This window comes from Desulfovibrio subterraneus (assembly GCF_013340285.1).
Classification (GTDB): domain Bacteria; phylum Desulfobacterota; class Desulfovibrionia; order Desulfovibrionales; family Desulfovibrionaceae; genus Halodesulfovibrio; species Halodesulfovibrio subterraneus.
Map to the genome: position 1 here is coordinate 406,282 of NZ_BLVO01000012.1, position 25,342 is coordinate 431,623.

Annotated in this window: 21 protein-coding genes; 6 read left to right on the plus strand and 15 right to left on the minus strand. The window is 57.3% G+C overall.

Annotation, left to right across the window (positions count from 1 at the left end; genetic code table 11):
• Window positions 1-161 precede the first annotated feature (161 nt).
• The 6 genes from HUV30_RS05775 (at window position 162) to HUV30_RS05800 (ending at window position 8,014) form a co-directional block, all read left to right on the plus strand.
• Window positions 162-542, plus strand: a complete 381-nt coding sequence (locus HUV30_RS05775; RefSeq protein ID WP_174404460.1) for a flagellar basal body rod C-terminal domain-containing protein — start codon at window positions 162-164, stop codon at window positions 540-542.
• A 193-nt stretch (window positions 543-735) separates the two neighbouring features.
• On the plus strand, window positions 736-1,764 hold the full coding sequence (locus HUV30_RS05780; protein ID WP_174404461.1) for a sigma-54 interaction domain-containing protein: 1,029 nt from the start codon (window positions 736-738) through the stop codon (window positions 1,762-1,764).
• A 152-nt stretch (window positions 1,765-1,916) separates the two neighbouring features.
• Window positions 1,917-5,660, plus strand: coding sequence for a tetratricopeptide repeat protein (locus HUV30_RS05785; RefSeq protein WP_174404462.1), 3,744 nt, complete (start codon window positions 1,917-1,919; stop codon window positions 5,658-5,660).
• 38 nt (window positions 5,661-5,698) lie between these two features.
• Window positions 5,699-6,583 carry an AmmeMemoRadiSam system protein B gene (gene amrB, locus HUV30_RS05790; protein ID WP_174404463.1) on the plus strand — a complete coding sequence of 295 codons (885 nt, stop codon included), beginning with the start codon at window positions 5,699-5,701 and terminating at the stop codon, window positions 6,581-6,583.
• Between the two features lie 84 nt (window positions 6,584-6,667).
• Window positions 6,668-7,489 (plus strand): WcbI family polysaccharide biosynthesis putative acetyltransferase, encoded by an 822-nt coding sequence (locus tag HUV30_RS05795; protein ID WP_174404464.1) that lies wholly within the window; start codon window positions 6,668-6,670, stop codon window positions 7,487-7,489.
• Window positions 7,490-7,582: 93 nt separating this feature from the next.
• Complete coding sequence (locus HUV30_RS05800) at window positions 7,583-8,014, plus strand: MOSC domain-containing protein (RefSeq protein ID WP_174404465.1); 432 nt, start codon at window positions 7,583-7,585, stop codon at window positions 8,012-8,014.
• Window positions 8,015-8,144: 130 nt separating this feature from the next.
• On the opposite strand, the gene HUV30_RS05805 is transcribed toward HUV30_RS05800, so the two are convergent.
• The 15 genes from HUV30_RS05805 to HUV30_RS05875 all read right to left on the minus strand — a co-directional run bounded on the left by HUV30_RS05805 (window position 8,145) and on the right by HUV30_RS05875 (window position 25,107).
• Window positions 8,145-8,843 carry a hypothetical protein gene (locus tag HUV30_RS05805; RefSeq protein ID WP_174404466.1) on the minus strand — a complete coding sequence of 233 codons (699 nt, stop codon included), beginning with the start codon at window positions 8,841-8,843 and terminating at the stop codon, window positions 8,145-8,147.
• A complete protein-coding gene (locus tag HUV30_RS05810; protein ID WP_174404467.1) occupies window positions 8,844-10,130 on the minus strand; it encodes a L,D-transpeptidase family protein in 1,287 nt (428 codons plus the stop codon).
• Between the two features lie 53 nt (window positions 10,131-10,183).
• Window positions 10,184-10,744, minus strand: coding sequence for an orotate phosphoribosyltransferase (pyrE, locus tag HUV30_RS05815; protein ID WP_174404468.1), 561 nt, complete (start codon window positions 10,742-10,744; stop codon window positions 10,184-10,186).
• A 14-nt stretch (window positions 10,745-10,758) separates the two neighbouring features.
• The gene (purB, locus tag HUV30_RS05820) at window positions 10,759-12,051 is read right to left on the minus strand and encodes an adenylosuccinate lyase (RefSeq protein WP_174404469.1); all 1,293 of its coding nucleotides are present in this window, start codon (window positions 12,049-12,051) and stop codon (window positions 10,759-10,761) included.
• Between the two features lie 95 nt (window positions 12,052-12,146).
• The gene (locus tag HUV30_RS05825; RefSeq protein WP_174404470.1) at window positions 12,147-12,494 is read right to left on the minus strand and encodes an FmdB family zinc ribbon protein; all 348 of its coding nucleotides are present in this window, start codon (window positions 12,492-12,494) and stop codon (window positions 12,147-12,149) included.
• Window positions 12,495-12,823: 329 nt separating this feature from the next.
• Window positions 12,824-13,624 carry an ATP-dependent sacrificial sulfur transferase LarE gene (gene larE / locus HUV30_RS05830; RefSeq protein WP_174404471.1) on the minus strand — a complete coding sequence of 267 codons (801 nt, stop codon included), beginning with the start codon at window positions 13,622-13,624 and terminating at the stop codon, window positions 12,824-12,826.
• A 1-nt stretch (window position 13,625) separates the two neighbouring features.
• Window positions 13,626-14,798 (minus strand): homocysteine biosynthesis protein, encoded by a 1,173-nt coding sequence (locus tag HUV30_RS05835; RefSeq protein WP_174404472.1) that lies wholly within the window; start codon window positions 14,796-14,798, stop codon window positions 13,626-13,628.
• A 216-nt stretch (window positions 14,799-15,014) separates the two neighbouring features.
• A complete protein-coding gene (locus HUV30_RS05840) occupies window positions 15,015-16,370 on the minus strand; it encodes a tetratricopeptide repeat protein (RefSeq protein WP_174404473.1) in 1,356 nt (451 codons plus the stop codon).
• 298 nt (window positions 16,371-16,668) lie between these two features.
• On the minus strand, window positions 16,669-17,484 hold the full coding sequence (locus HUV30_RS05845; protein ID WP_174404474.1) for an ion transporter: 816 nt from the start codon (window positions 17,482-17,484) through the stop codon (window positions 16,669-16,671).
• 45 nt (window positions 17,485-17,529) lie between these two features.
• Entirely contained in the window at window positions 17,530-18,276 is a 747-nt protein-coding gene (gene gpmA / locus HUV30_RS05850; RefSeq protein WP_174404475.1) for a 2,3-diphosphoglycerate-dependent phosphoglycerate mutase, read from the minus strand.
• 26 nt (window positions 18,277-18,302) lie between these two features.
• On the minus strand, window positions 18,303-19,697 hold the full coding sequence (locus HUV30_RS05855; protein ID WP_174404476.1) for a sigma-54-dependent transcriptional regulator: 1,395 nt from the start codon (window positions 19,695-19,697) through the stop codon (window positions 18,303-18,305).
• A gap of 136 nt (window positions 19,698-19,833) precedes the next feature.
• The gene (locus HUV30_RS05860) at window positions 19,834-21,213 is read right to left on the minus strand and encodes an HD domain-containing phosphohydrolase (RefSeq protein WP_444979617.1); all 1,380 of its coding nucleotides are present in this window, start codon (window positions 21,211-21,213) and stop codon (window positions 19,834-19,836) included.
• Between the two features lie 4 nt (window positions 21,214-21,217).
• Complete coding sequence (locus tag HUV30_RS05865) at window positions 21,218-22,159, minus strand: TIGR01777 family oxidoreductase (protein WP_174404477.1); 942 nt, start codon at window positions 22,157-22,159, stop codon at window positions 21,218-21,220.
• A gap of 76 nt (window positions 22,160-22,235) precedes the next feature.
• Window positions 22,236-24,497, minus strand: a complete 2,262-nt coding sequence (locus tag HUV30_RS05870; RefSeq protein ID WP_174404478.1) for a sensor histidine kinase — start codon at window positions 24,495-24,497, stop codon at window positions 22,236-22,238.
• 16 nt (window positions 24,498-24,513) lie between these two features.
• A complete protein-coding gene (locus HUV30_RS05875; RefSeq protein ID WP_174404479.1) occupies window positions 24,514-25,107 on the minus strand; it encodes a DUF4390 domain-containing protein in 594 nt (197 codons plus the stop codon).
• Between the last annotated feature and the right edge of the window lie 235 nt (window positions 25,108-25,342).

Here is a 25,342-nt window from a genome sequence, read left to right on the forward strand (position 1 = left end):
ACGCCGCTTGGATCTGTATGTCGTCTTCCAATATTCTTCGCTATTTCCCGCTATAAAAAATAATAGTAACTCTTTTTGTTAAGTCAAACATTCTGCCGATGATTAATGTGAGGTGACTTTGCTTTTCATGGTGGTTATAGTGTTGTCATGTGAGGAGCCCTATGCGTATTGATGCCAACATATCCGCGCTGGACGCCATTGCGCTCAGCCAGCAGGCAACCGCCAACGATGTGGCCAATGCCAATACGGACGGCTACAAGTCCAGCGACGTGCTGCTTGAAACCGGACCGGAAGGGCAGGGGGTGCAGGTTTCCGAGGTGCGGCAGGATACGTCTGCCGGTCCTGCGGTGCGGTATGAGGATGGGTCGTATACGCAGCAGGGCGGCGATATGGCAGTGCAGGAAGTGGTGGAAGGCTCAAATACGGACTACGTGCATGAGACGGTGAACATGATCCGTGATGAGAACGCATATGCTGCCAATGTGCGGGCCATTCGGTCGCAGATGGAGCTTATCGGTAACTTTATCGACGAGGTGGCGTAAGCCGCCCGTGAACAGGTTTGAGCCGGGGGGTGGGGGATACGGAAAGCTGCGCCGAAAGGTGCGGTTTTTTTTTAGATATTGTCTATATTATAGTTGACTTTGTGTCATATTCTTGACACTCATGTGCACTATGTAGTCAGGATATTCTTGCTCGTACCCTGTTTGCACGGGCAGTATCGAAAGCGGAGGGGCAATGGACCTCAAAACCACCGGCATCATCGGCCAATCCACTTCCCTGCTGGAAGTCTTCAAAGTTCTCGCAAAAGTAGCTCCTACCGACAGCACTGTTCTTGTCACCGGCGAGTCCGGTACCGGCAAGGAATTGCTCGTGCGGGCATTGCATTCCAACAGTCTCCGGCATCAGGCTCCGTTTGTGCCCATCAACTGCGGCGCCATTCCCAAGGAGCTTCTTGAATCGGAACTCTTCGGCCATGAGAAGGGAGCCTTCACCCATGCCATCCGAAGCCGCCCGGGGCGGTTTGAAATGGCTGACGGCGGCACCATCTTCCTTGATGAAATCGGGGAAATGGATCTGCCTCTGCAGGTGAAGATTCTGCGCGTGCTGCAGGAAAAAGAGATAGAGCGTGTAGGCGGCACATGCACCAAAAAGGTGGATGTGCGCATTGTTGCGGCCACCAACCGCGACCTCGAAGAAGAGGTGCGGGCAGGCCGCTTCCGCGAGGATCTTTTTTACCGTCTGAACGTTATTCCCATGCATCTTCCCTCGCTGCGGGACCGTGGCGGGGATATTCTGGTTCTGGCCGAATATTTTCTTGAAAAGTTCTGTGAACGCAAGGGGCGCGTAAAGCTCTGTCTGGCCGAAGATACCCGCAAGGTGCTTGCCGCCTACCGCTGGCCCGGCAACGTGCGCGAGCTTGAGAACTTCATGGAGCGGCTCAGCATCCTGTGCGACGAAGATCTGGTGCAGCCCTCTGACCTTCCGGCCAAGATTCTTGATGACGTGGGCGATATCGTTACCCTGCCGGAACCGCCGGAACCGTCACAGGCTGCCGCAGCCGTGCAGCAGGGCTTTGTATGGCCCCGCATCGAGCATCTGCGTGAGCATGGCCTCGGCCTCAAGGAATTCCTTGATCTGGCGGAAGAAAAGTTGCTGCTGGAAGCACTTGATATGGCTGACGGAGTCAAGAATCAGGCGGCCGAGATTCTGGGCGTAAAACGCACAACCCTGATCGAAAAGCTCAAAAAGAAAAAACTCGATTAGCTATCATCAAGTATTCCCGAAAGTTATCCGATAAGATCAGACCGGGAAGCCGGATACGCCGCAAGGGCGGCACACTGTGGTAACAGGCATATTCTTAGTATTGCATGCAACTTGCATTTAAATCCGGAGTGAGTCGTATAGCTGCCACCAGAATGTTCTGGTCTCTTCTTGCGGCATGCGGGATCTGGCTGGCAACCGCCGGTCCTGCCATGGCCCTGACTTGGTACTGGGGTGCCCATCCGGACAAGGAACGTCTGGTATTGGTGCTCGACAGACCGGCAGACGGCTATTCGCTTGAAAGAACGGGCAAGCAGACACTCACGCTCACACTGCCTGCGGCTGCCGCAGGGCAGCTGAAGGCGCAGACTCCGGTCAAGCCGCTGGGCGGCGCCAAGCTGCTTGGCAGACCCTCCGGCAGCGGCCGCACTGTTACCATTCCCACCAAGACTGCCGCGTTCGGCTATATTTCCACCACGGTCAGCGGCAATAAAATTGTTGTGGATCTGTTCCGCGACCCCATCGGTGCCCGCTGGAAACCGCGCAAGGATACGCCGGCGCAGCCTGCGGCAACCCCGGATACGACCCCGGATAAGACTCCGGATACGACCGCTCCAACTCCCGCAGCTGTGCCCCCTGCTGGTCAGGCATCTGCCGACCGGACTCCTGCTGTTCAGGCTCCGGCAACGCAGGCCGCTGCAGCCCCGACTGCGAAACCGGCACAGCCCGCTGCAAACTCCACCCCCGCCGCCTCTCCTCTTGACGCGCTCAAGAGGGTGGAAATGCCCGTGCGCGGTCAGAAAACACCCGTGGTCGAAAAACCGGGCACGCGTTCTCTCGACAAGGTGCTGCCGCCCCCGCTGAATGCGACCGTGCTTCAGGAAACGCCTGCGCCTCCGACAGAGAACGCAGAACCCCAGACTCCGATGGTGCTCGTACCGGCCCAGCCTGCTCCCAAGGTAAGCTCGCCGCCGGAACGTCCCTTTTTTGCCGTACCTTATACCTATCGTTCCCGCATAAACACGGGCGGCCCCGAAGACTGGAAAGAGCAGATCCGTCCGCCTGCACCGGTTGTGGTCGATTCGCCCATGCCCAATGCGGATGGCGGCATACGCGCCCGTGTGTCCAAGGCACCTGAAGCGTGGCGTAATGAAGCCTCTCAGGATATGCCGCAGGAAGCCATTGCCATTGCCCGCAAAATTCAGGAAGCCAAACAGGCCATGGAGCGGGAAAAGGCTGACAAGCTGGCCCGTGAACAGGCTGAGCGGCAGATACAGGCAGAAAACGAACGGCTGGCCAAGGAAAAAGCGCTGGAAGAAGCCAGAACCGGCAAGAAAACCGCTGCCAAGCCGCCAGTACAGCAGAAGGATGCCAAGGGCGGAACCAATTCGTCCGGCACGGCATTGCCTGCCGTTACGCCTGCCGGTTCTCAGGCAGGCACAGCTGCCCCAGTGCCGACGCTGCCAGCTACGGGCATTCAGACCGTGCCGCAGGGGCCGGAATTTGCCGTGCGGGCCAAAGTGGCTCCTCCCGGCCAGGTAACTACGGTCCGGCGTGCGCCGGATACACCCCGTTCTGCCCAGCCAGCGGCACCGGTTGCTGTTTCCGGAAATGCCTCGGCTTCCGGCGCTGTGCAGCCGCAGACTCCGCAATCTGTCCAGCCTTTTCAGCCGGTTCCATCTGTTCCTGTAGCCGGTGCGGGTGCAGACCGCTTTACGGTCAGCAAGCAGGCGCCGCCGGCACCTGAATATCCTGATCTGCAACCGGCATTTGCCGATGCCTCTGAACCCAAAGTAGCTCCCCAGCCGGTGGAAGTGCCCAAACCCCAGCTTGAAGAGGTGGTGAGCAACAAGCCTGCTCCGCCGGAACCCAAGGTGGTCTATGTGGATAAGGACGGCAACCCCATTCCCCCGCCGCCTGATCCGCAGGACCTGCTCTTTCAGGCGCAGGCTGCTTTGAATAACGACGAAGCCGCTTCGGCTCTGGAGCAATTCAAGGCGCTCAAGCGCATGCCCAAACTGACGGACGAGCAGCGGGCCGCAGCGTTGAACGGCATTGCGGATGCCACCTATGCGGTCGGCAAGGATGATTTGCTGGCCAATTACGAAAAGATTATTCAGTCCACCACCGAGGCCATGAACTTCAACCTCAAGGCGGACACGGTTCCCACGCACCTGCTGCGTCTGGGCATGACGAACATGAAGATTGGCAACGTGCGCGAGGCCGAGGCCTATTTCAATATTCTGCGCAAGAACTACCCGAACAGCGATCTCATCCCCCTGACCTATTATTACTGGGGTGATTACTATTTCAACAAGGGCGAGTGGCAGAAGGCGGCAGACAACTTCCAGTACGTGGTGCAGAACTATCCCGACTCCAAGTTCGTGCGCGAAGCCGGTGTCGGGCTGGCGCGGGCTCTGTACAGCCTCGGATTTTACGAGCAGGCCTATCAGGTTGTGGACTACGTGGAAAAACGCTGGCCCCGTTTCTACCTTGAATATCCGCCGTTCCTGAGCCAGATGGGTGACGTGGAATATCGGATGAAGAAGTTCGATAAGGCCCGCACGACTTACTGGACCTATTATAACATTGATCCGGACGGAGACGAGGCAGACATGATTCTGGCCCGTCTTGGCGACCTGTATGTGGAAATGCGCGACAAGGACGCCGCCCGCGAGGTGTATGAAGAAGCCGCCCGCAAGTTCCCCGCCCGCGACGGCGGCCTCATTTCGCTGATGCGTCTGGCGGAAGAGGGCGTATATGACAAGCCCAGCCTTACGGACATGTTTTCCGTATTCGACCGGCCCTACAATCTGCGCCCGTTGCAGATTTATTCCAAGATCATAGAAGATCATCCTGACAGTGCTCTCGTACCTCTTGCACGTCTGAAGAAGGCCATGTGGTATCTCTGGAACAAGCAGTATCCGGAGGCGCTCACCACGGCTTCCGCCTTCATCAAGCAGCATCCCGGTCACGAACTGACAGGGCGCGTGAAAGAGGTGGCCATGAAGGCGTTCAACGTCATGGTTGCGGACAATATCCGCGAGGGCAACTACGAACGCATTCTGCAGATATGGGATCAGTTTCCCATTGTGCGAGGGCAGGACACGGAACTGGCGCCGGACAGCCGCATTGCGCTGGGCCTTTCCTACTGGAAGCAGAAGCAGCCTTCCAAGGCGCTTGAGGTGATTGATCCCTTCTTCCTCGGTCTGAAGATTCCGGAAACGTCTGAGATGGCACTGAATCTTGCCCTGAGCATTTATCTGGATAACGAGCGCTGGGAAGATGTGATCAAGCTCGCGCAGCGTATCGAGCTGTGGGACCTGAACCCCGCAAGCAAACAGCAGCTTGACTATGCGCTGGCCCTTGCGCACGAAAATATGGGCGAGCATGACAAGGCGGCTCCCATGTGGGCGGCCCTCTCCAAGGTGCAGGACGTGCCGCTTGATCAGGAAGCATATACCCTCTTCTTCCTCAGCCGCGAGGCCGAACGCAAGGAAGACTGGGAAACCGCTTACCGTCATGCCAAGCAGGCTCTGACGGACTTCAGGGATATTGCCAAGCGTAATCCCGAAAAGGCTGACCCCCAGAAAATAAAGGACCTGCTCGGGTCCATGATGGACATTACGGAACGTACCGGCAGGGTCAAGGAAGCACTGGACTGGGCGCGGGAATACATGCAGGACCTGAAGCCGGGCGATCCGGATTACCCCGGCATGCAGTACCGTATTGCAGGGCTTTACAAGAAGAATGCGAATCTGGACAAGTGGCGTTCTATTCTCACCGAGCTACGCGACAACAGCCCCAATTCGCTGTATGGCCGCATGGCGGCTTCCGAGTTGCGCACCTATGATCTGACGGAAGGCGCATCCAAGTTCTCTCCCACCGGCAGGCTGTAACCCATCGTACTGCCTGCCCCGTTCAGGAGGTTGCGGTTATGGTGCACCCCTCGCACACCATCAGGCGTCCCGTTGTGGCGGGGCAATTCTACACGGGTGATCCCGTGGTTCTCCGGCAGCAGATAGAGACATTTCTGGCCGCGGGCCAGCGGACAGAGAAAGAACGGGAGAGTGCCGCCCCATGTGGCGATGCCCCAACCTTGCTCGCCATGGTTCCCCACGCGGGCTATGTCTATTCCGGTGCCGTGGCCGGCCAGACCCTCGGCGCGGCACGGCTGGCCGAAACGGTCATTCTGCTTGGTCCCAACCATACCGGCAGGGGTGAGGCTGTTGCCGTGTGGCCGGGCGGAGAATGGCTCAGTCCCCTCGGCAGTGTACCAGTGGATAGCGATTTCGCTGCCTGTCTCGTCAAATCCGATCCTGTGTTCTCTCTGGATACCGCCGCGCATCTGTATGAGCATTCCCTAGAGGTTATTCTGCCGTTTCTTCAGGTGGCAAGGCCCGATGTGAAAATCGTACCCATTGCCATCGCTTCACCCTCTCCCGAGGTGCTTGCCCGTTGCGGCGCTGCGCTAGCGCGTTGCATACAGGCGCACGGAGCACCCGTGACCATGGTTGTCAGCACGGACATGAGCCACTACGTTTCGCACGAAGAGGCCAGACGCAATGACCTGCTCGCCCTTGCCATGATTGAATCCCTTGATCCCGAAGGGCTGTACAGCACAGTCCGTGAACATGGGATAACCATGTGCGGTGTATTGCCCATGACAGCGGGGCTGGTTGCCTGCAGGCTGCTCGGGGCAGACCGCGCATCTATCACCCGCTATGCCACATCTGGCGAGGTGAGCGGGGACATGGACAAGGTTGTCGGTTATGCCGGAGCGCTGGTGCATGCCCCGCATGCCGCATGCGCAGGGGCGTGAAAGACCGATGGACATGACGGAGCCAGAGGAATCTGTCGCTGCCGGACTTGAATACGGAGCAGCCTGAGGGTATTGAAGCACACCATGTCCAGAAAACTGTGTATCATCCACGCAAACTGTCAGGGAGATCCGCTCCGCAAGCTGCTCATGCTGCATCCGCAGTTCGGGCAGGAGTTCGAGATCGTCAAGTACACCAACTATCTGTGTGAAGATATTCCGGATGTCCAGTTGCAGCAGTGCTCCCTGTTTCTCTATCAGCCGCTGGGTGAAAAATGGGATGATCATGCCTCCGCCGCCCTTCTGGCGCGGGTGAACCCTGCAGCGGTCACCGCCGCCATTCCCAATATGCTGTTCAAGGGCTACTGGCCGTTCTGGACCAACAAAAGCCCCATCGAATTCGGCGATATCTTTCTGGACAGGCTTGTAGACATGGGGCTTGAGAAGAAAGAGATTCTCTATATATGCATGCATACGGACATTGCCGCAAAGCATGATCTGGCAGGGTTGTTCGAAGATTCCGCCCGCCGCGAGCGCGAGAAGGAGCAGGGCTGCGTGGTGCACACGGTGGATCTGATTCTGGATCTGTTCAGGTCGGAGAAGCTGTTCAATACCATCAATCATCCCAACAGGCGGCTTGTCCTGCAAGTGACGGAAGGCGTATTGGCCCATCTGGGCTTTGCTCCGCTGCCGGACGTGCTGACCGGCGCTTTTCAGGACCCGTATCCGGAATTCGAGCTGCCCCTGCATCCTCAGGTTGCGGCATTCCACCAACTGCCGTTCGGTAGTGCATCCACCTTGTACAACGTCTTCGGCAAGCCGCGAACCTACGAGGAATATGCGGGGTTGTATGTGGATTGCAGAGCGCTCGGCATACGCGATCTTTCCAGCTATCTGCACCTTGTGTGATGCCGCTTTGTGCGTGACCGGCACTAAGTCTGACTGAACTTGTCAGGATTCTTCCGATGAGGCATGCTCCATACATACTGACGGAGGTTACTCATGAACGGAACCATCGTGGCTGTGTGCACCAGCACGCGGACGGGTGAGAAGAAAGTGCCTGTGCAGAGCGTTACGCTTGAAAAGGACTTCGGCATCGTAGGCGATGTGCATGGCGGCACCGGCAGACAGGTCAGCCTGCTGGCGGTAGAAAGTGTGGACCCCATGCGCGAGAAAATGCCTTCGCTGTCTGACGGTGATTTTGCGGAAAACCTGCTTGTGCGGGGCATTCCTCTTGCCAGACTTCTGGTGGGGACCAAGCTGCGCGCAGGAGACGGCGTGGAGATGGAAATCACCCAGATCGGCAAGAAGTGTCATTCCAAGTGTAATATCCACAAGACCGTGGGGTACTGCATTATGCCTACAGAGGGCGTATTCGTGCGCATCCTGTCCGGCGGCACGCTCAAGCCGGGCGACTCCATCGCCGTGGTGTAGCTCTGTCTTGCGCCGCGCTGCGCGATTGCACCATCGCGGAAATGGAGAGCATCTGTCTGTTTCGCACCTGATGAAATACAAAAGAGAGCCGGTCGCTGGACCGGCTCTCTTGTTTTGGTGCGGGAAAAAATTACTGCAGAATGGATTCTATGGGGAACAGGTCCTTCAGCACGGTCTTGTTGTCCGTATTGATGGCTATGCGCAGGGCATACAGGTCCTTGAGCGTTGTCGTTTCCGGCAGGGAGAAGCTGGTAACCACCTTCTTGAAGCGGGAAATGGTGAACTTCAGATCCTTGCTGTCCGCATTGATGGAGAATACCTGTCCGTCGCGCCCGACAATGGAAAGCGTGGTAATGCCATCAATGGTCTTTGCGGTGTCGAGATTGTTGATATCAAAGGAAAGGCGGATGGTTCCGTCTTCGGCGGGCTTGAGCATGACGTTTTCAACGCTTACGAGCTGCACGTCTTCCGTTGCCAGCAGGGAAGAAAGATCAACGGTCGGCTTTTCCTTGGAAGAATCTTCAATGCTCATGGTGCCGAAGAGAGACTGCAGTTCTTCAGGGTCGTTGGACTGCAGTATCTGTTCAATATTCTCCAGCCGCTCAAGCTGCACCTGTGTGGCACGCAATTCGCGCTGCAGGTCTGCACGTTCATTCCGCAGAGCGGCGTTCTGGTCCCAGTAGGTATATCCAGCGTACACTCCCAGCGATGTGGAAATCACCAGCACAAGTTGCATCCAGATCAGGAGTTTGAGCCACATGGGGCTTATTCTGAACCGGTGCACCTTGGTGTCATCGCGCATGAATAATACGCTGTACTTTTCATTCATCTAGAGCGGTCTCCAGTCTTCGCTTTCTATTCTCCAGGATATGCCATAGGGGCGCAGCACAATGGTTTTAATGCCCTTGTCGCCGAATCCGTCGGAACTGCTGTAGTTTTGGACCATTTCAACGGTCAGGCCGTTGCTGTCAATCGAGTAGCGCATGTCGGTCAGGCGCACTTTTTTAGGCTTGGCAGTCGCCCATACACCCTTCTTATGGTCGCGGATGGCGTCTATACCCTTGCGTGTACCTTGTGATGCAGTTTCAGTATAGCTTTCTGCGTACTTTTTAAGGTTAGCAGATTCCCACGCGGTCCGCCACCCTTCGATAAAACTGTCCACGCTAGGCTTCTGGGCTTTAAGAAAGTCCTGTTCAAGGTCAAGATCGGCCCTTTCCCATTCCATGCCGGCAATGAGCAGGTTACCTTCCGTGTCCTTGTGCCAGTAAAGGCGGCGGTAGCCCTGCACGGTAAGGTTGGGGGCGCGGTAATATTGCTTGAACCACGATACCCAGTAGTCCGGCCCCTGCAGCACGTAAATATCGTCGATCCAGTTCAGAATCCAGGGCAGGTTGTTGAACAGCCGGGTCTTGGTCGCCACGAACTCGGCAAAATCGCCGGAGCGGGACTTGGTGTATGCATCGCCGTCGTAATATTCGAACATGACAGGGTCGCGGTTGCCCCATGCGGTTGCCCATTCGCGGGTCATGTTGACGATGGCGGAGGCGATTTTCTTCTCTTCCGTGGTCTGCGGGGCCTTGTCCACAATGGATTGGGCCAGAACAACAGGGGTGCCGGGCTTGAGCTTGGGTCCAAGCTGCAGCAGGTCGGAGTTGTTCATGGCCACACACCCCTGCGTTTCTCGCGGGATAATGTTGTGGCCTCGGCCGTGTACCCAGATCCCGTGGCCCGATTTCCTGCGGAGCAGGTCCATGGGATTGGGATAGTTCAGGGTGTAGGCCATGCCGCCATACAGGCCGAAATCAAGGCCGCTGGGAATATGGCGCTGCACAAAGTACACGCCTTCCGGCGTTTTCTTGTCGCCCTCATCCTTCTTGTCGCCCACCACCTGACCGGTGGTACAGACGTACTGGGCTGCAACGGCCAGCGGACTCCTGTGCTCCATCAGAAAGAGCTGCTGCGCTCCCTTGTCCACAGCGACAAGCGAGGGAGGAATTCCCGGATGCTCTTCAAAGCGGGCTTGCCAGCCTGCTGCAGAGTCTGCACAGGGGCCCGCCACGGGAAGGGCGAGCATGACGATGGACAGAAACAGAACCGAGAGTAATGCGGAGCGCATAGAGTCCTTGCGATAGAAGCGCGCCCGCATGTCGCGGGCGCGCCGAATGCTTGCTAAGCGTTCGCCAGTTCCACCAGTTCTTTGCGGGTGAAAATGGACACCAGATCGTACCCCTTTGCCTGCAGGGCTTCACGTCCGCCTTCCTGCCTGTCGAGCACGCAGCATACCCCCGCGACCTTGAGGCCTGCGGCTTCTATGCGTTCGATGGCGGTAATGACGGAACCCCCCGTGGTAACAACGTCTTCAAGCATATACACAGTCTGGCCTTCGGTGAAGTTGGCAAGACCTTCAACATACTGTCCGGTGCCGTGGCCCTTGGCCTGCTTGCGCACGATAAGGGCGGGCAGCGGCTTGCCCTTTTCGTGGGAGATGACAGCCACGGAGCTGACAAGCGGGTCAGCGCCGAGGGTCATGCCGCCCACGCCGTGAATATCTTTGTCCTTGAGCAGGTCAAAGAACAGCTGACCGATGAGCCAGCAGCCTTCAGGGTGCAATGCAGTCTGTCGACAATCGAAGTAGTAGTCGCTCTTCTTGCCGGAGGCGAGCGTAAAATCGCCTTCGCGGTAGGATTTTTCAGCGAGAATGCGCGCAAGGCGCTTTTTGAGTTCAAGCATTGTAAAAGCTCCGGTTAACCGAATACCCGGTTGAAAATGAGATCTTCGTGGCGCAGATAATAGCTGGGGTCGAATATTTCTTCAAGCTTCTCTGCCGTAAGTCGTGAAGTTATTTCAGTATCCGCGCAGACAATATCCTTGAAGAGCTGCTTGGTGTCCCAGCTCTGCATGGCGCAGCGTTGCACCATGACGTAGGCATCCTGCCGTCCCATGCCCGATTCGACAAGTCCGAGCAGAACGCGCTGCGAGAAGAACAGGCCCATGGACCCCATAAGGTTGCGGTCCATGTTTTCGGGAATGACGCGCAGATTGTCGATAAGTCCTGCCAGACGATGCAGGATGTAGTCCATGAGAATGGTGGAGTCCGGCATGATCACGCGTTCCACGGAAGAGTGGCTGATGTCGCGTTCGTGCCACAGGGCCATGTTTTCCATGGAGGCAAGGGCGTTGGTGCGCACCAGGCGGGAAAGGCCGGTCATGTTCTCTGCGGAAATGGGGTTCTTCTTGTGCGGCATGGCGGAAGACCCCTTCTGGCCCTTGCGGAAGCCTTCTTCCGCTTCAAGCACCTCGGTGCGCTGCAGGTGACGCAGCTCAACGCACAGGCGTTCGACACCACCGGCTGCAAGCGCAAGCGAGGTGAAGAAGTGGGCGTGGCGGTCGCGCTGGATAACCTGCGTGGAAATGGGGTCCACGGCAAGGCCGAGCAGTTCGCAGGTGATGATTTCCACTTCTGCGGGAATCATGGCCATGGTGCCCACGGCACCGGAAATCTTGCCTACGCGGATGCCGTCAAGCGCATGTTTGAAACGCTCGTAGTGGCGGGAGAATTCTGCGTAGAAACCGGCCATTTTCAGGCCGAAGCTGGTGGGTTCCGCGTGAATGCCGTGGGTGCGGCCCATGCACAGGCGGCCCTTGTGGGCGTAGGCAAGGGTCTTGAGCGATTCAAGCAGGCGTTCAAAGCCCATGCAGATCATTTCGCCCGCACGGGTGAGGAGCACGCCGTTGGCGGTGTCCACAATATCGGAAGAGGTGCAGCCAAGGTGGATGAAACGCGCAGCAGGACCGACTTTTTCTTCCACGGCGGTCAGAAATGCGATGACGTCGTGGCGGGTGGTCTCTTCGATTTCAAGAATGCGATCCACATCAAAGTCGGCCTTTTCGCGGATTTGCTTCATGCTCTCGGCGTCAATCTCGCCGAGTCTGTGCCATGCCTCGCACACGGCAATTTCCACTTCCAGCCAGACGCGGAACTTGTTTTCCAGCGTCCAGAGCTGACCCATTTCGGGGCGGGTATAGCGATCAATCATGGTGGCTGACTCTCGATCGGGTTGCAGGTTCTGAAGTTCGCCGCCGGTGGACGGCAGCGGTCAAAAAAAAGGCAGCCCTTGGGCCGCCTTAATGGTTAAGAAGCGGTACCACCGGACGCCACAGCGTCGGAGGTGCCTGAAGCAGACGTTGCCCCTGACCCCGGTGCGGAACCTGCACTGTCGGAACTGCCGTTACCGCCATTGCCGTTGGTGCCGCCATTGCCGGCAGCAGCTGCCGAACTGTCGGATTGGGTACTTGCACTGTTGCGTCCGTATTCGGATACGTACCATCCGCCGCCTTTCAGAACGAAGGTGGTGTTGGACATGACGCGTTCGGAAGAACCGCCGCAGACAGGGCAGTCAGGATGAGTGTCTTCAAAGGACTTCTGCCATTCCTCGAAGATCTGTTCGCATGCATTACAACGATACTCATAAATGGGCATCGCATCCTCCACTATCAACAAAAAAAGAACACGGGACAAGCCCACGATATAACTGAGCAGCGGTTTCATAGCAGTGCTGATGAAACCGCCACAGAGATAGCAAAACAGGCAGCCGTATCACTACGGCCGTAAAGCAGGGGAACTAGGCCTTTGCGGCGGCCTTGGCTTCCTTGATACGCTGCTTGATGCGTTCTTCGCGGCGCTTGCGGCGGCGGTCCAGTTCCTTTTTGCGTTCAATCTTCTTTTGAGCCATGACGAGTCTCCTTCAACGTTGTGATCAATAGAATATACTACTCGGTATGCGGCGCCTTGTCCAGCGGTCGGACCGCTCAGTCGGGCCTGTCGTAGTAACCGCTTACGGATTCGGTGAAAACGATTTCCGCATCCCTGAAACCTTCCATTGCGAGCAGGCTCTTTACCGTGTCAAGGGCTGTGTGTGCAAGGGGTTTTTGTCGGGCAGGAATCTGGAGCACGGCTTTTCCCGTTTCAGGGATGCGCAGGCGGTATTCTGAAAGACCTGTCTGTGCCAGTGCATCCTCCGCGCGCCCCAGTCTGGCTAGGGTCTCTGCGTCCGGTGCAAGGCCGTAGGCAAACCGTGTCATCAGGCAGGGGCGGGACGGCTGGTCGGCCCGGTCCAGTCCGCTTTCAGCGGCAAGGCGGCGTATGTCGTCCTTGGTCATGCCTGCAATCCGGAAGGGGCTGCGTATGTCCAGCTCCTCAAGGGCGCGCAGTCCGGGGCGGTATTCGGTACCGTCGGTTGCATTGGAGCCTTCCAGAAGTATGGCATCGTTCCCGTACAGGTCGCGGAATCCCCGGAACAGGGCATATTTGCAGTGGTAGCATCGATCCTTGCCGTTGGCGGCCGCATCGGCCACCTGCAGCGGGTCGAAACGGATGGCCATGTGCCGGATGCCGGAAACAGCCAGCCAGCGGCGGGCAAAGGCTGCTTCTTCAGGGGTGAGATGCGGGCCGGTGGCATGCACTGCCGTGAAGGGAACCTGCAGGCGTCTGAGGGTAAAGGCCAGCAGGCGGCTGTCCACCCCGCCCGAAACGGCAACACCGACGCGTTCACGGCAAAGGCCCCTGAGGTAGTCCTCAAGGGCCTGAATTTTAGTTTGGTACTGTGTCATCTTACCAGGCGGGAATGGGTTCCACGGGTTCGGAAAGGAGGAACTCACCCTTTTCTATCCATGACTTCAGGGTGTTGGCCACTTCCAGCGAGATGGAATAGCTGGTCATGGGAACGGTTTCAACCTTCTTGCCCTGAATCTCCACTTCGCCGCTCTTGAGGTCTTCGTAGGTCACATGCTGCAGCACGCGGGGCAGGCAGTTGGGATAATCGTGTCCATAGTCCTTTACGGGCATCTGGATATCTGAATCGTCAACGCCCGTGTACCATGCGATTTCTTCGTTCAGGATGGGAATGGGAATGCCCACGCCCACGCTGAGCGTGCAGCCGTAGCCGAGGAAGCTCAGACCGCGCAGGTAGCGCGCGTTCATCTTCTTGAGGTCGCCCTTGAGCTGCAGGGTGCCTGCGGCGGAAAGAGGCAGGCCGCGCTCGGTACGCTTGGGATTGGGGACATGCTGTGTGCCCGCGCCCACGACATAGCCGGTGCCGCCGCCGAGGAAAATGCGCGTGCCGAACCCGATGGTCTTGAACAGCGGATCGTTGAACAGCGGCGAGAGTTTGCCCGCCGTGGCATAGTTCACGTTGCGCATGTTGGGCTTGAGCGGCCCCATGTAGGTATAGATGATGCGGCTCGTCAGGTTAACGGCTGCATTGTAGTTCTGGTAGCAGTTACGCGGGTTGTACAGCTCGGCAAAGGGCAGGTCGGCAAGGCTGATCTTCTTGTCCAGCGATTTGCGCGGGTAGCAGTCCGTGCCGTAGGCTTCTGCACGAAGGTGCACGGACTTGCCGCGCACGAGGTCTTCGATGACGTGGCCGCCGCCATACTTGAAGGAACCGGGATAAACCTTGTTCAGCGGATCATCTTCCGAAGGTTCCGTCGCACCGATGTAGCTGTCCACCGCGGCAAGACCCGCATAGGCGGGGACGCCGTTCAGCCAGACCTTGGAGGTCTTCATGGTCGGGGGTTCTTTCTGGCCGATATTGAACAGCAGGCCGGAGGAACACATGGGGGAAAATGTGCCCGTGGTAACCACGTCCACTTCACGGGCGGCTTTTTCCTTGCCCATGGTGCGGACAGCTTCAGTCATTTCTTCGGCATTCAGGACAACGGCCTTGCCCTTGCGAATGCGGTCGTTGATTTCCGCTATGGTCTTGTTAACCGTAAATTTGGACACGTACTCCTCCTGAACTGTTCCGGTCTCTGGATAATTCCTGAATTGTCGGAAACTATATCAACTATTCCGGATAAGCTCAAGTAGTTTGATCTGCACCACCCGACGTATCCGGTTTACCTGCCAATATGCTGTGTGCATTGCAAACAAAACGGGCGCCGCATGTGGCGGCACCCGTTTCATGAAAATGTGTCCGGAAAATTCGTACGGCTGTTGCTGTTATAGCAACTGATTGAGCATTTCCCGCGCCTTGGCAAAGTCCGGTTCAAGCTCAAGGGTTATTTCGAGCATTTCCTTCGTCCTGTTCTTGCCACCTGCCCGCATGAACACAACAGCCATGTTGAAGGCTATGGTCTTGTCCTTGCGGGGGAAGTCCGGGTTTATACCGAGCGCGCTTTCCAGATGCTCTGCAGAGGTCCGGAACTGCTTGCCTTCCGCGCAGGCCATGGCTGCGTTGTAGAAAAGATGCTCGTCATCGGGCGCAATGCGCAGCGCCTTTTCATATTCCTGTGTGGCTTCATACCATTTACCCTGCTTGCGCAGTGCAATGCCGAGGCTGTTGAAGGTGGCTATGTCGGACTTTTCGAGCATGTCACCCTTGGCATCAAGGGCCCGGCGGTAATACTGCTCCGCACGAACCGGATCACGCTGCGAGTATACGTGGCCTATGCGTTCCGAAATTTCTCCGATGTAGGAAAGGGCTTCGCGGGTGGCCTGATTGACGGCGCTGTTGAAGAGTTTTTCCGCTTCTTCCTCATTCCCCATTTCTACATGAATGGTGCCAATATCCACTTTGCGTTCAACGTTCAGCGGGCTGAGTTTATCAAGGCGTTCAAGGTACTTGAGCTGCTGTTCCACATCGCCAGTTTCCTTGTGCAGGTCGGCGAGTTTTTTCAGGGGCTCAAGGTACAGCTGCGCGTTGTCGCTGGCGCTTTCGTAGGCTTCACGCGCTTTATCGAGCTTGCCGAGTCCCTTGAAGGCGTCGCCCATGACGAGAAAGCCTGCTGCGGAGTTCGGTTTGAGTTCAAGGATTTTGCGGCTGGCTTTCAGGGCCTGATCGTAGGCGCCGCGTGTCACCATGCTCTTGGCAAGGTCGATAAGCTGGCCCAGCTTGCCCTGCGGCTTGATGGTGAAGGCGATTTTCTCGATCAGCGTATTGATGGAAATGGGCTTGGTGATGAAATTGTCCGCACCAATTTCATGCAGAAGCACAAGCTTTTGTCTGTCTGCCTCGCCCGTGAGGATGATGATCTTCACGAAGTCGAAGGCGTTCTTCAACTGCCGGACAAGGAACCCCATATCCTTGCCTTGCAGCGTGCGCTCAATGAAGACCAGAATGCTCTTGCGGCGCATGCCGGTATCCTTGATCGCCTTGAGTATATGGTCAGGATTGCTGACCACGGACATGCAGTCCTCCGTGATGGCAAGGTGCTTCTGCACCGTCCCGCGCAGGATGCTCTGAAAGTTGTTATCTTCGCTGACGATGAGAAAGTAGCCTTTTGAAACGGTCACGTAGTCTACCACGTGCCCTTCATACTGCTTCTGTTTCATCTTCATGCTTATATTACTGGCCATGTAAATCTCCGGTACAGAGTGAGTGTGTTCGCGACAGGTCTGCGCCGATGACGGTCGGCTTTCTCGTCGCGCTTACCATGTTATGCCTGATCGGGCGCCTGAACGCCATAGTTATAACACGAAAGACAGAACGGCATACGCGATGCCACCGGCACCGGCGGCTGCATAGAGCAGTAATCACGGGGTGCAGCGGCCGCTGAATTGCCTCACGGCAAAAACGAGCACGGCGCATCCGATTGCTGCAGAGAGCAGTATACGTAACGTTTCCATGGTATCCTCCAAATCTGTGGTGCTGTTTTTACAGCTTTTCACCGCAGAATTTGCAATGCACGGCATCCGTGTCATGCCCTTCGCGATTGCACGAGGGACAGACCTCGGTACTGATGTCCTTTTGCGGAACCTGCGTGGTGCGGGCCATTTCCATGGTGATGATGCCAGTGGGCACGGCTATAATGCTGTAGCCCAGAATCATGACTATGGAGGCAAGGCATTGTCCCAAGGGCGTTTTCGGGGATATGTCCCCGTAGCCGACCGTGGTGAGCGTGACCACGGCCCAGTATACGGCGCGCGGTATGGAGGTGAAGCCGTTTTTTTCACCTTCGATCACATACATGAGCGCTCCGAAGAGAATGACAAGGGTTACCACCCAGAAAAAGAATACCGTAATGCGTTTGCTGCTCGCCCGCAGTGCCTTCATGATAAGGGTGCCCTCGTGCACGTATTGCACGAGCTTGAGCACGCGGAAGACGCGCAGCACCCTGAGCATGCGCAGCACCGCGAAGAACTGCACGGCCGGAAAGGCGAGCACAAGCCATGTGGGCAGCACCGAGAGCAGATCAACAATGCCGAAAAAGCTGCGGGCGTACCGGACCGGATGTTTTACGCACCACAGTCTGAGCGCATATTCCACTGTGAACAGGCCAGTGAACAGAAATTCTGCCCAGCGCAGGACAGGGGCATACGGGCTGGAAGGATGCGTGGCACTGTCCAGCATGACCACGGCAACGGAACAAATGATGCTGGCAATGAGTGCTATGTCGAATGCGCGGCCCGCAGGGGTTTCAGCTTCGAATATGATCTCGTAAGTCTTCAGGCGCAGAGAGGAAGCTGGCATGGTGTGTCGCGTTCTCCAGTCTTCGTTGCGGCCCTTGGCAGGGCATTATTTTGCCTTGCCCTGTGCCGCAACCGCGTTGGCTTTTGCCTCGGCCTCGGCCTGATCGCCGAGGTAGTAGTGGCGTATGGGGGTAAGGTCGTCGTTAAGTTCGTATACCAGCGGCAGGCCGGTGGGAATATTCAGCTTCATGATGGCGTCCGGTGTCATGGCATCCAGATGCATGATCAGCGCGCGCAGGCTGTTTCCGTGTGCGGCGATAAGCACCCTTTTGCCGGAGCGGATGACGGGGCTTATGGTCTCATGCCAGTAAGGCAGCGCCCGGGCCACGGTGTCCTTCAGGCTCTCGCATAGGGGAAGCTCGGAAGGGGCCACATCTGCATAGCGGGGGTCTTTGCCGGGATAACGGGGATCGTCCGGCGTGAGTGCGGGCGGGGGCGTATCGTAGCTGCGCCGCCATATGAGCACCTGCTCGTCGCCGTATTCGCGGGCTGTCTCCGCCTTGTTCAGGCCCTGCAGGGCGCCGTAGTGGCGTTCGTTCAGCCGCCAGTGGCGGTGCACCGGCAGCCATAGCAGATCCATCTGTTCCTGCACAATGTTCAGGGTGCGGATGGCCCGTTTGAGAACGGAGGTGTAGCAGATGTCGAAGGAGAGTCCGGCTTCCTGCAGCAGGCGCGCGCCGTCCTTTGCCTCCTGCTCCCCGATGGGGCTGAGGTCCACATCGGTCCATCCGGTGAAACGGTTTTCAAGATTCCAGGCGCTTTGTCCGTGCCGTAACAAGACGAGGGTATGCATGGTATCATCCTCCGTGCCGGTGCCGGTTATTCGGCAGTCTGAATATTGTACGACTTGAGTTTGCGGTAAAGATAGCTTCGTTCAAGCCCTATGGCTTCGGCAAGTCTGGTGATGTTGCCGTCGAATTCCTTGAGTTTTGATTCCAGAAAAGCGGCTTCAAAGGCGTTGCGGGCCATTTTGAAGTCAACGGCACCGGGATCGATGCCGGCACCCCCGTCGATGGATACCGATGGGGAGGCAGACCGTGCGGTAGCGAATTCCGGCGGCAGGTCGAGCACATCCACGGTTTGTCCCGCGAACATGATGAGCATGCGTTCCACAAAGTTTTTCAACTCGCGCACGTTGCCCGGCCAGGGGTAGGCAAGCAGGTATTGTTCCGCTTCTTTCGAAAAGTTGATGGGCTTGAATCCATGCTCGCGCACCAGCCCCGCATGGAATTCCCGTATGAGTTTGAGAATGTCATCGCCGCGGTTGCGCAGCGGCGGAAGCGAAAGCGGGAACACCCGCAGGCGGTAGTAGAGGTCTTCGCGGAAGTTCCCTTTCTGGATTTCTTCCTCAAGATTCTTATTGGTGGCGGCTATGACACGCACGTTGACATGCATGGTCTTGTTGCCACCCACCCGTTCAAAGCATTGTTCCTGCAGAATGCGTAGAATCTTGGCCTGCGTCTTCATGCTCATGTCGCCGATTTCATCAAGGAACAGAGTGCCGTTGTCCGCCAGTTCGAACTTGCCTGTCTTGGCCTGATCAGCTCCGGTAAAGGCGCCCTTTTCATGGCCGAAGAGTTCGCTCTCGATAAGTTCTTCGGGAATGGCGGCACAGTTCACGGCCACCAGCGCCTTGTCTTTGCGTTTTGACTGGGCGTGTATGGAGCGGGCGGCAATTTCTTTGCCGGTGCCGTTTTCGCCGGTAATGAGCACCCACGCATCCGTGGGGGCCACCCGTTCAATCTGCTCGCGCAGCTTGACAATGGGGGTGGAATCGCCCGTGACCGTCACGCTCTGTTCGGTGGCTATGCGGGTTCTCAGGGCAAGGTTTTCCTTGCGCAAGTTATGAAATTCCAAGGCTTTGGCAGCGGCGATAACCACCTTTTCCAGTGAAAGGGGCTTTTCGATGAAGTCATGCGCACCGCGCTTTATGGCGGTGACAGCCGTTTCGATATTGCCATGGCCGGATATCATGATGACAGGCAGCGAGCTGTCCCGTTCCTTAATTTTGGCCAGAACGGAAAGGCCGTCCATGCCGGGGAGCCAGATGTCCAGAAAGACGAGGTCGGGCTGCTCACTCTGCAGCATCTCCAGACCGGCTTCTCCGGTTTCTGCTTCCGCCACGGTGTGGCCTTCGTCTTCCAGAATGCCCCGCAGGGAAAACCGTATTGCTTCTTCGTCGTCTATAATCAGTATGTGCGCTTTGCTTGGCATTACGCCTGCTCCGGATACGTTTTTCGGTGTTGCATGTCAGGGATCGCGTGGGGGCTGCGTACTGGCGCGGTTGCGGTCAGGGCTTTCCGTCACTGCCTGTATGGGGAGACAGCCGGGCAGTCCGGCCGGGCAATCCTCAGTCCGTCAGGAAGGAGAACCCCGCTTCGAACAGAGCTATGCAGGCTTCGACAGCATCCTTGTCGTAGGCGGTGCCCATGCCGCTGCGGATCTCTTCCAGAGCTGGCGGCAGCCCCAGAGACGGCCGGTACGGCCGGTGCGAAGACATGGCTTCCACCACGTCGGCCACTGCAAGTATTCTCGACTCTTGTAGAATATCCTGACCGGATAGTCCATTAGGATACCCTGTGCCGTCCAGCCGTTCATGGTGCTGGTGCACAATGTCTGCAACGGGCCACGGAAAGCTTATCTGGCTGAGAATATCGTGTCCAACTGTGGGGTGGGTGCGCATGAGGTCCATTTCCAGATTCGTCAATTTTCCCGGCTTTGCAAGTATCTCCGCAGGAATATATATCTTGCCTATATCGTGCAGGGTGCCTGCCACACGTACCGCCTCTATGGATTCTCCGTGCAGGCCCATCCTGTCCGCAATGGCGCAGGCAAGACGGGCAACACGCGTCTGATGACCGGCTGTGTACGGGTCTCTTTTTTCCGAGGTGACAGCAAGGGCATGCACCGTCTGCTCAAATGTGCGCCTCAGCTGGGCTAGGCTGGTTCTGAGCAGTTCTTCCGATCTTTTTCTGTCTGTTGCGTCGCGCAGCACGATGACCGAACCCGTTATCTGGTTCTGCAGGTCTATGGTATCTGAAACAGTTATATCCACAGGCACTGTTTTCCCCGACTGGGTTTCCGCAGTTGCCGGGGACGGTTGGATATACTGCCCGTTGCTTGCAAGGATGGCGCGGGTAGTAATGAGTTGTCCGGTCGTGTCATCCCGTACACGGAGCTGATCCGAGAAGAGCTTTCCCGTGGCCCGTGATTCGGTAATGCCGAACATGCGTGCAGCTGCGGCATTGATCAGGGTGACAAAGCCTGAACCGTCCAGCGTTATGACGGCGTCGCCTATGCTGCGCAAGGTGGTTGCGAACCATCGCTCCTTGTTGCGTATGTCGCTTTCCATCTTGTGTTTGTAGAGCGCCATCTCGATGCAGGTGTGCAGTTCGCGGTCTTCGAAGGGTTTCAGGATGTAGCCGAAGGGTTCCGTGATCATGGCCCTTCTGAGCGTCTCTTCGTCCGCGTGGCCCGTGAGGTAAATGACAGGGGCGGATACACGGTCGCGGAGCAGGGCTGCGGTATCTATCCCGTCGAGCGTTCCGCTGAGAAATATGTCCATGAGAATAATATCGGGAGCGAGAGAAACTGCCCGCAGGACAGCCTCTTCTCCGGTGGTTACCGCCACGGGGGCAGGGTAGCCGAGCTGCTGCAGGCGGCGGCGTATGTCCAGCGCTATGACTGGCTCATCTTCTACCAGAAGAATTGTCGTGTTCATTTCGTGCATGGAGTTACTCTATCAGAATATCCCGAAGGGCATTCTCCAGATCGTTGAACCGGAAGGAATATCCTGCTCCGACAAGTCTGCCGGGCAAGGCGAACTGCCCCTGAAGGATGAGTTCTTCCGCCATTTCACCCAGCATGAGACGAAGCATGAAGCCGGGAACCGGCAACCATGAAGGGCGGTTCATCACGCGGCCCAGCGTATTGCAGAAGTCAAGCATGGTGACGGGCATGGGAGCTGTGAGATTGAACGGCCCTGCGCAATCCTTGTTCTCAATGATATGGGCAATGGCGCCTGCAGTGTCATCACGGTGAATCCATGAAAAACCCTGCTGGCCGGTCCCGAGCGGGCCGCCTGCGAAGTAGCTGAACGGGGAAATGAATTTCTGCAGCGCACCCTCGCCCGGTCCCAGCACAACGCCGGTGCGGATAACGGCGCGGCGTATGCCCATGCGCTCCGCTTCGAGGGTGGAGGCTTCCCAGTCACGGGCAACGGAGGCAAGAAAACCCTGCCCTGAAGGTGAGAATTCCGTGTACGCGTCCGGCCCCGCCAGAGTCTGGGAGCCGCCGTAATAGCCGACGGCGGAGCCCTGAATCAGCACTTCGGGCAGGGTTTGCAGTTCCTTGAGCGCCTTGATGAGCACTTCGCCCGTCTGCACGCGCGACTGGCGTATGCGGCGTTTCTGGTCGTCAGTCCAGCGGGCGGCGGCAATGCTTTCACCGGCAAGGTTGATGATGGCATCCGCCCCTTCGCAATACTTGGCCAGTGAAAGTGCATCATTGCCGTCCCACATGACAAAGGACACGTCGAGTGAATGGCCCTGAGGAATGAGAAATCGTCCCTTCTCAGGGTTGCGTGAGGGAATGACAACCTGCCACCCCTTATCCAGAAGGTGTCCGGAAAGTGCCGTACCTATGAAGCCGCTTCCGCCCAGTATGAGTGCACGCATAGATTTGTCCCTGTTTTCGAGTGGATAGGCAGTGTGGCCGGGATATGCCCGACACGCCTTTTGAAAGTACTACCCACTATGCCACAGGAAGCTCCACGGTGACAATGGTTCCGCCGTTTTCTGCGTGATTTGCCCGGACATACCCGCGGTGGTCGCTCACAATGGATTTGACAATGGTGAGGCCAAGGCCCGTGCCGCCTTTCTTGCGGGAGAAATAGGGCTCGAAAAGGCGCGAGCGTTCTTCTTTGGTCAGGCCGGGGCCATTGTCTGCCACGTCCACGCGGATAAGACCGAGCTGTCTGTCATGCCGCAGGGAGACCACAACCTTCGGGTCACTGCGGCCCTGCAGCACTTCGGCGGCATTGCTGATGATGTTCAGGAAGGCTCTGTGCAGGGCTTCCCTGTCCATGGGAATGGTGGGAATGGGGGAAAGATAGTTCAGTTCCCACTCTATATGACTGTGGCTGTGCCGGAAAAGGGAGACCAGCTCTTCAATCAGCGGTTCCATCTGGTCCGGCTTGGGAGTGACTTCCGGCAGCTTTGCAAAGGCGGAAAATTCCTGCACCATCTGCTGCAGGTGTTCCACCTGCCGCACGATAAGGTCGGTGCACTGGTCGAACACGGGGTCGCCCACTTCCTTGCCATACTTGCGCTGCAGCCGTTGGGCAGACAGCTTGATGGGGGTGAGCGGGTTCTTGATTTCGTGGGCTATGCGCTTGGCAACCTCGCGCCACGCAGCCATGCGCTGCATCTTTTCCAGTTCGGTAATATCTTCAAATACAATGACCACGCCATATTCTTCCGAGTCGCGGGCGGGAAGTCCCACCGCGTTGACCAGCAGCTTGAGTTCGCGCCCTGCCACGGAAATATCCACCTGCCGCTGCCACAGGGCTTCCGGCATGGACTTGAAGTGCTGGTACATTTCGTCGATCAGTTCGGCATATTCGCCCTGCAGCAGTTCGCGCGAGCTCAGTCCGATAAGGCTTTTCGCTTCCACGCCGAACATGGCGGATGCGGCCTTGTTGAGTGTGGATATGCTGCCCGTTGCGTCCAGCGAGATGACCCCTGCGGCGATATTGTCGAGCACTGCCTCGATGTATCTGTTGCGCTGTTCCTTGTCGAAGTTCTGGCGGCCGAGCTTGATGTTGGCGTCTGTCAGGCGTGAACGGCTCTGTTCGAGATCTTCCGCCATGCGGTTGAACGACTGCACCAGCACGCCCAGTTCATCGGTGGACGTATCCTCAAGGCGCACCGCAAGGTCGCCTCTGGCTATTCGTTCCGTACCTTCGGCCAGGGCAAGTATGGGAGCGGCCAGTTCCTTGGCAAGACGGAAGCCGAACCACATGGCCCCGAGAATGATGAGCAGGGTGAGCACGCCGAGCACAAAGTACAGTGTGACCTTAAGCGGATGCTTGAGTGTCTTGAGTTTCTTGTACTCCTCCACGCCGCGCACAATGCGGTCGAGCCGGAACATGACCCCCTGCCCGACGCTTTCCACCAGCACGAGATAGCCAGTCTTGCCCTCATCCACAGGCATGACACCCACGGCATAGTCGGCATCAGCCCCCGGCCAGATGATGGACCAGAAAAGCGGCTGGTTCTCAAGGCTGTCCCAGTTTATGCGGGCCTTTGTCTCTTCCCACACGCCGGATATGGATTTGTGGCCGTGCCAGTTCTGTTCTTGTCTGTCCGGCCGGATGACCCCCACGAGGGTGAGGTCATATTCCGTGAGCTTGTTGGAAAGGTATTCATCCATGACCTTGCCGCCCCAGGCGAAGCGACGCTCCCTGATTTCCTGAATCATGAATTCAGACCGGTGCTTCAGCCTGTCGCGGGAGTCGGCATAGATGGATTGGCCCACTTCCAGAGCCTGCTCCATGGAGTGCTCCACCTGATTCTTGAACCAGTAGTCCACGGAAGTCTGCACAAACCGGGCGCTGACAAGAAACATGAGCACGGTAGGGAAGAGCGAAAGGCACATGAACGCGAGAACAAGCCGTGTTCGCAGGCGAGAACCAAGAACCCTGCGCCGGCGTTCCAGCATGAGCTTTACGCCGTTGCGGATGACGATGAAGAGGACGAGCAACAGCAGGATGAAGTTCAGGTTGAACAGGCCGAGAAAGAAGTAGGAGTCGACCCCGAAGTAGGTGAGTTCAACCCACGTGAGCCCCACGACCAGCAGAAAGGCCACTGCCGCAAAAATGAGCTCGCGCTGACGCCTTTTTCGTTCACGCGTATCCGCAACGCTGACGCGGATGGTGTCGCGCAGGGCCGACGGAGTTTCCGTCTGGCCGGCGGCGTCCTGATTCGTATCGTGCTGCGGTTCGGGCGCGGTCATGATTCTGCTGCCTGCGTCAGAAAGTGAAATTCATGGTGTAGTGCATGGATGGAGCCACATCCCATGACCAGAAGAACAGGGTCTTGGTCAGCCATGGAGGGGTGTTGTCGTTCTTGGCGCGGATGTCCAGCGTTACACGGTAATCCTTGCCCCGTTCAAGCGCAGAAAGCTGCCCGAGGGTTATGGAGAGTTTTTCCCATGTCTGTTCAAGCAGCTTGAGCAGGCTGGTGTTCTTGTGCAGGGCGGTCTCGTTGCCATGCACTATAACGTATTCGCGGGTCAGCACGTTGTAGGTCAGCACGCTGGTGAATCTGTGGCGGGTAAGGGTGTCCGAGAGCCATATGGTGCTTGGTTCGGAAAGGCTTGCTTCGCATTCGAGCGTGATCTGCGCACCTTCTTTGAGCATGAGGCGTACGGGGTCGAGATCGGTGAACCCGATGCCAAACCGGACGGCGATTTGTCCCTCGGAGTTATCGAGAACAAAATCGCGCAATTGCAACTGCTGCTCCGCCGCGGGTGAATGCGGGGGGCAGGTCAGTGCCATAAGGCTAATGAAGAGCAGGATAACGCCTGCCCGAATGGAAGTAGGGAGATGTGTAGTGTTCGGCATGGTCTCGTATCGCTTCGGTGATAAACAATGAATTGTGTCATACCGTTGGTTGGTTGGCAACACCTTGGATTGTGAGAGTGGTGAAAGGGAAAGAGGGTGGAAAGGCCGCTTTCGGGTGCCGCGAAGATTTGGTCGCAAAGAGATGGCAGCTCGCGGGCATTGTGAACTGGCAGCTCGGCGACGCAAAAAAAGGCGGCCCGCAGGGGGCCGCCTTGGGTGGACTGGAATAATACTT

Coding starts and splice junctions, on each gene's coding strand:
- HUV30_RS05775 (WP_174404460.1), top strand. CDS start 162: ATGCGTATTGATGCCAACATATCCGCGCTGGACGCCATTGCGCTCAGC.
- HUV30_RS05780 (WP_174404461.1), top strand. CDS start 736: ATGGACCTCAAAACCACCGGCATCATCGGCCAATCCACTTCCCTGCTG.
- HUV30_RS05785 (WP_174404462.1), top strand. CDS start 1,917: ATGTTCTGGTCTCTTCTTGCGGCATGCGGGATCTGGCTGGCAACCGCC.
- amrB (WP_174404463.1), top strand. CDS start 5,699: ATGGTGCACCCCTCGCACACCATCAGGCGTCCCGTTGTGGCGGGGCAA.
- HUV30_RS05795 (WP_174404464.1), top strand. CDS start 6,668: ATGTCCAGAAAACTGTGTATCATCCACGCAAACTGTCAGGGAGATCCG.
- HUV30_RS05800 (WP_174404465.1), top strand. CDS start 7,583: ATGAACGGAACCATCGTGGCTGTGTGCACCAGCACGCGGACGGGTGAG.
- HUV30_RS05805 (WP_174404466.1), bottom strand. CDS start 8,843: ATGAATGAAAAGTACAGCGTATTATTCATGCGCGATGACACCAAGGTG.
- HUV30_RS05810 (WP_174404467.1), bottom strand. CDS start 10,130: ATGCGCTCCGCATTACTCTCGGTTCTGTTTCTGTCCATCGTCATGCTC.
- pyrE (WP_174404468.1), bottom strand. CDS start 10,744: ATGCTTGAACTCAAAAAGCGCCTTGCGCGCATTCTCGCTGAAAAATCC.
- purB (WP_174404469.1), bottom strand. CDS start 12,051: ATGATTGATCGCTATACCCGCCCCGAAATGGGTCAGCTCTGGACGCTG.
- HUV30_RS05825 (WP_174404470.1), bottom strand. CDS start 12,494: ATGCCCATTTATGAGTATCGTTGTAATGCATGCGAACAGATCTTCGAG.
- larE (WP_174404471.1), bottom strand. CDS start 13,624: ATGACACAGTACCAAACTAAAATTCAGGCCCTTGAGGACTACCTCAGG.
- HUV30_RS05840 (WP_174404473.1), bottom strand. CDS start 16,370: ATGGCCAGTAATATAAGCATGAAGATGAAACAGAAGCAGTATGAAGGG.
- HUV30_RS05845 (WP_174404474.1), bottom strand. CDS start 17,484: ATGCCAGCTTCCTCTCTGCGCCTGAAGACTTACGAGATCATATTCGAA.
- gpmA (WP_174404475.1), bottom strand. CDS start 18,276: ATGCATACCCTCGTCTTGTTACGGCACGGACAAAGCGCCTGGAATCTT.
- HUV30_RS05855 (WP_174404476.1), bottom strand. CDS start 19,697: ATGCCAAGCAAAGCGCACATACTGATTATAGACGACGAAGAAGCAATA.
- HUV30_RS05860 (WP_444979617.1), bottom strand. CDS start 21,213: ATGCACGAAATGAACACGACAATTCTTCTGGTAGAAGATGAGCCAGTC.
- HUV30_RS05865 (WP_174404477.1), bottom strand. CDS start 22,159: ATGCGTGCACTCATACTGGGCGGAAGCGGCTTCATAGGTACGGCACTT.
- HUV30_RS05870 (WP_174404478.1), bottom strand. CDS start 24,497: ATGACCGCGCCCGAACCGCAGCACGATACGAATCAGGACGCCGCCGGC.
- HUV30_RS05875 (WP_174404479.1), bottom strand. CDS start 25,107: ATGCCGAACACTACACATCTCCCTACTTCCATTCGGGCAGGCGTTATC.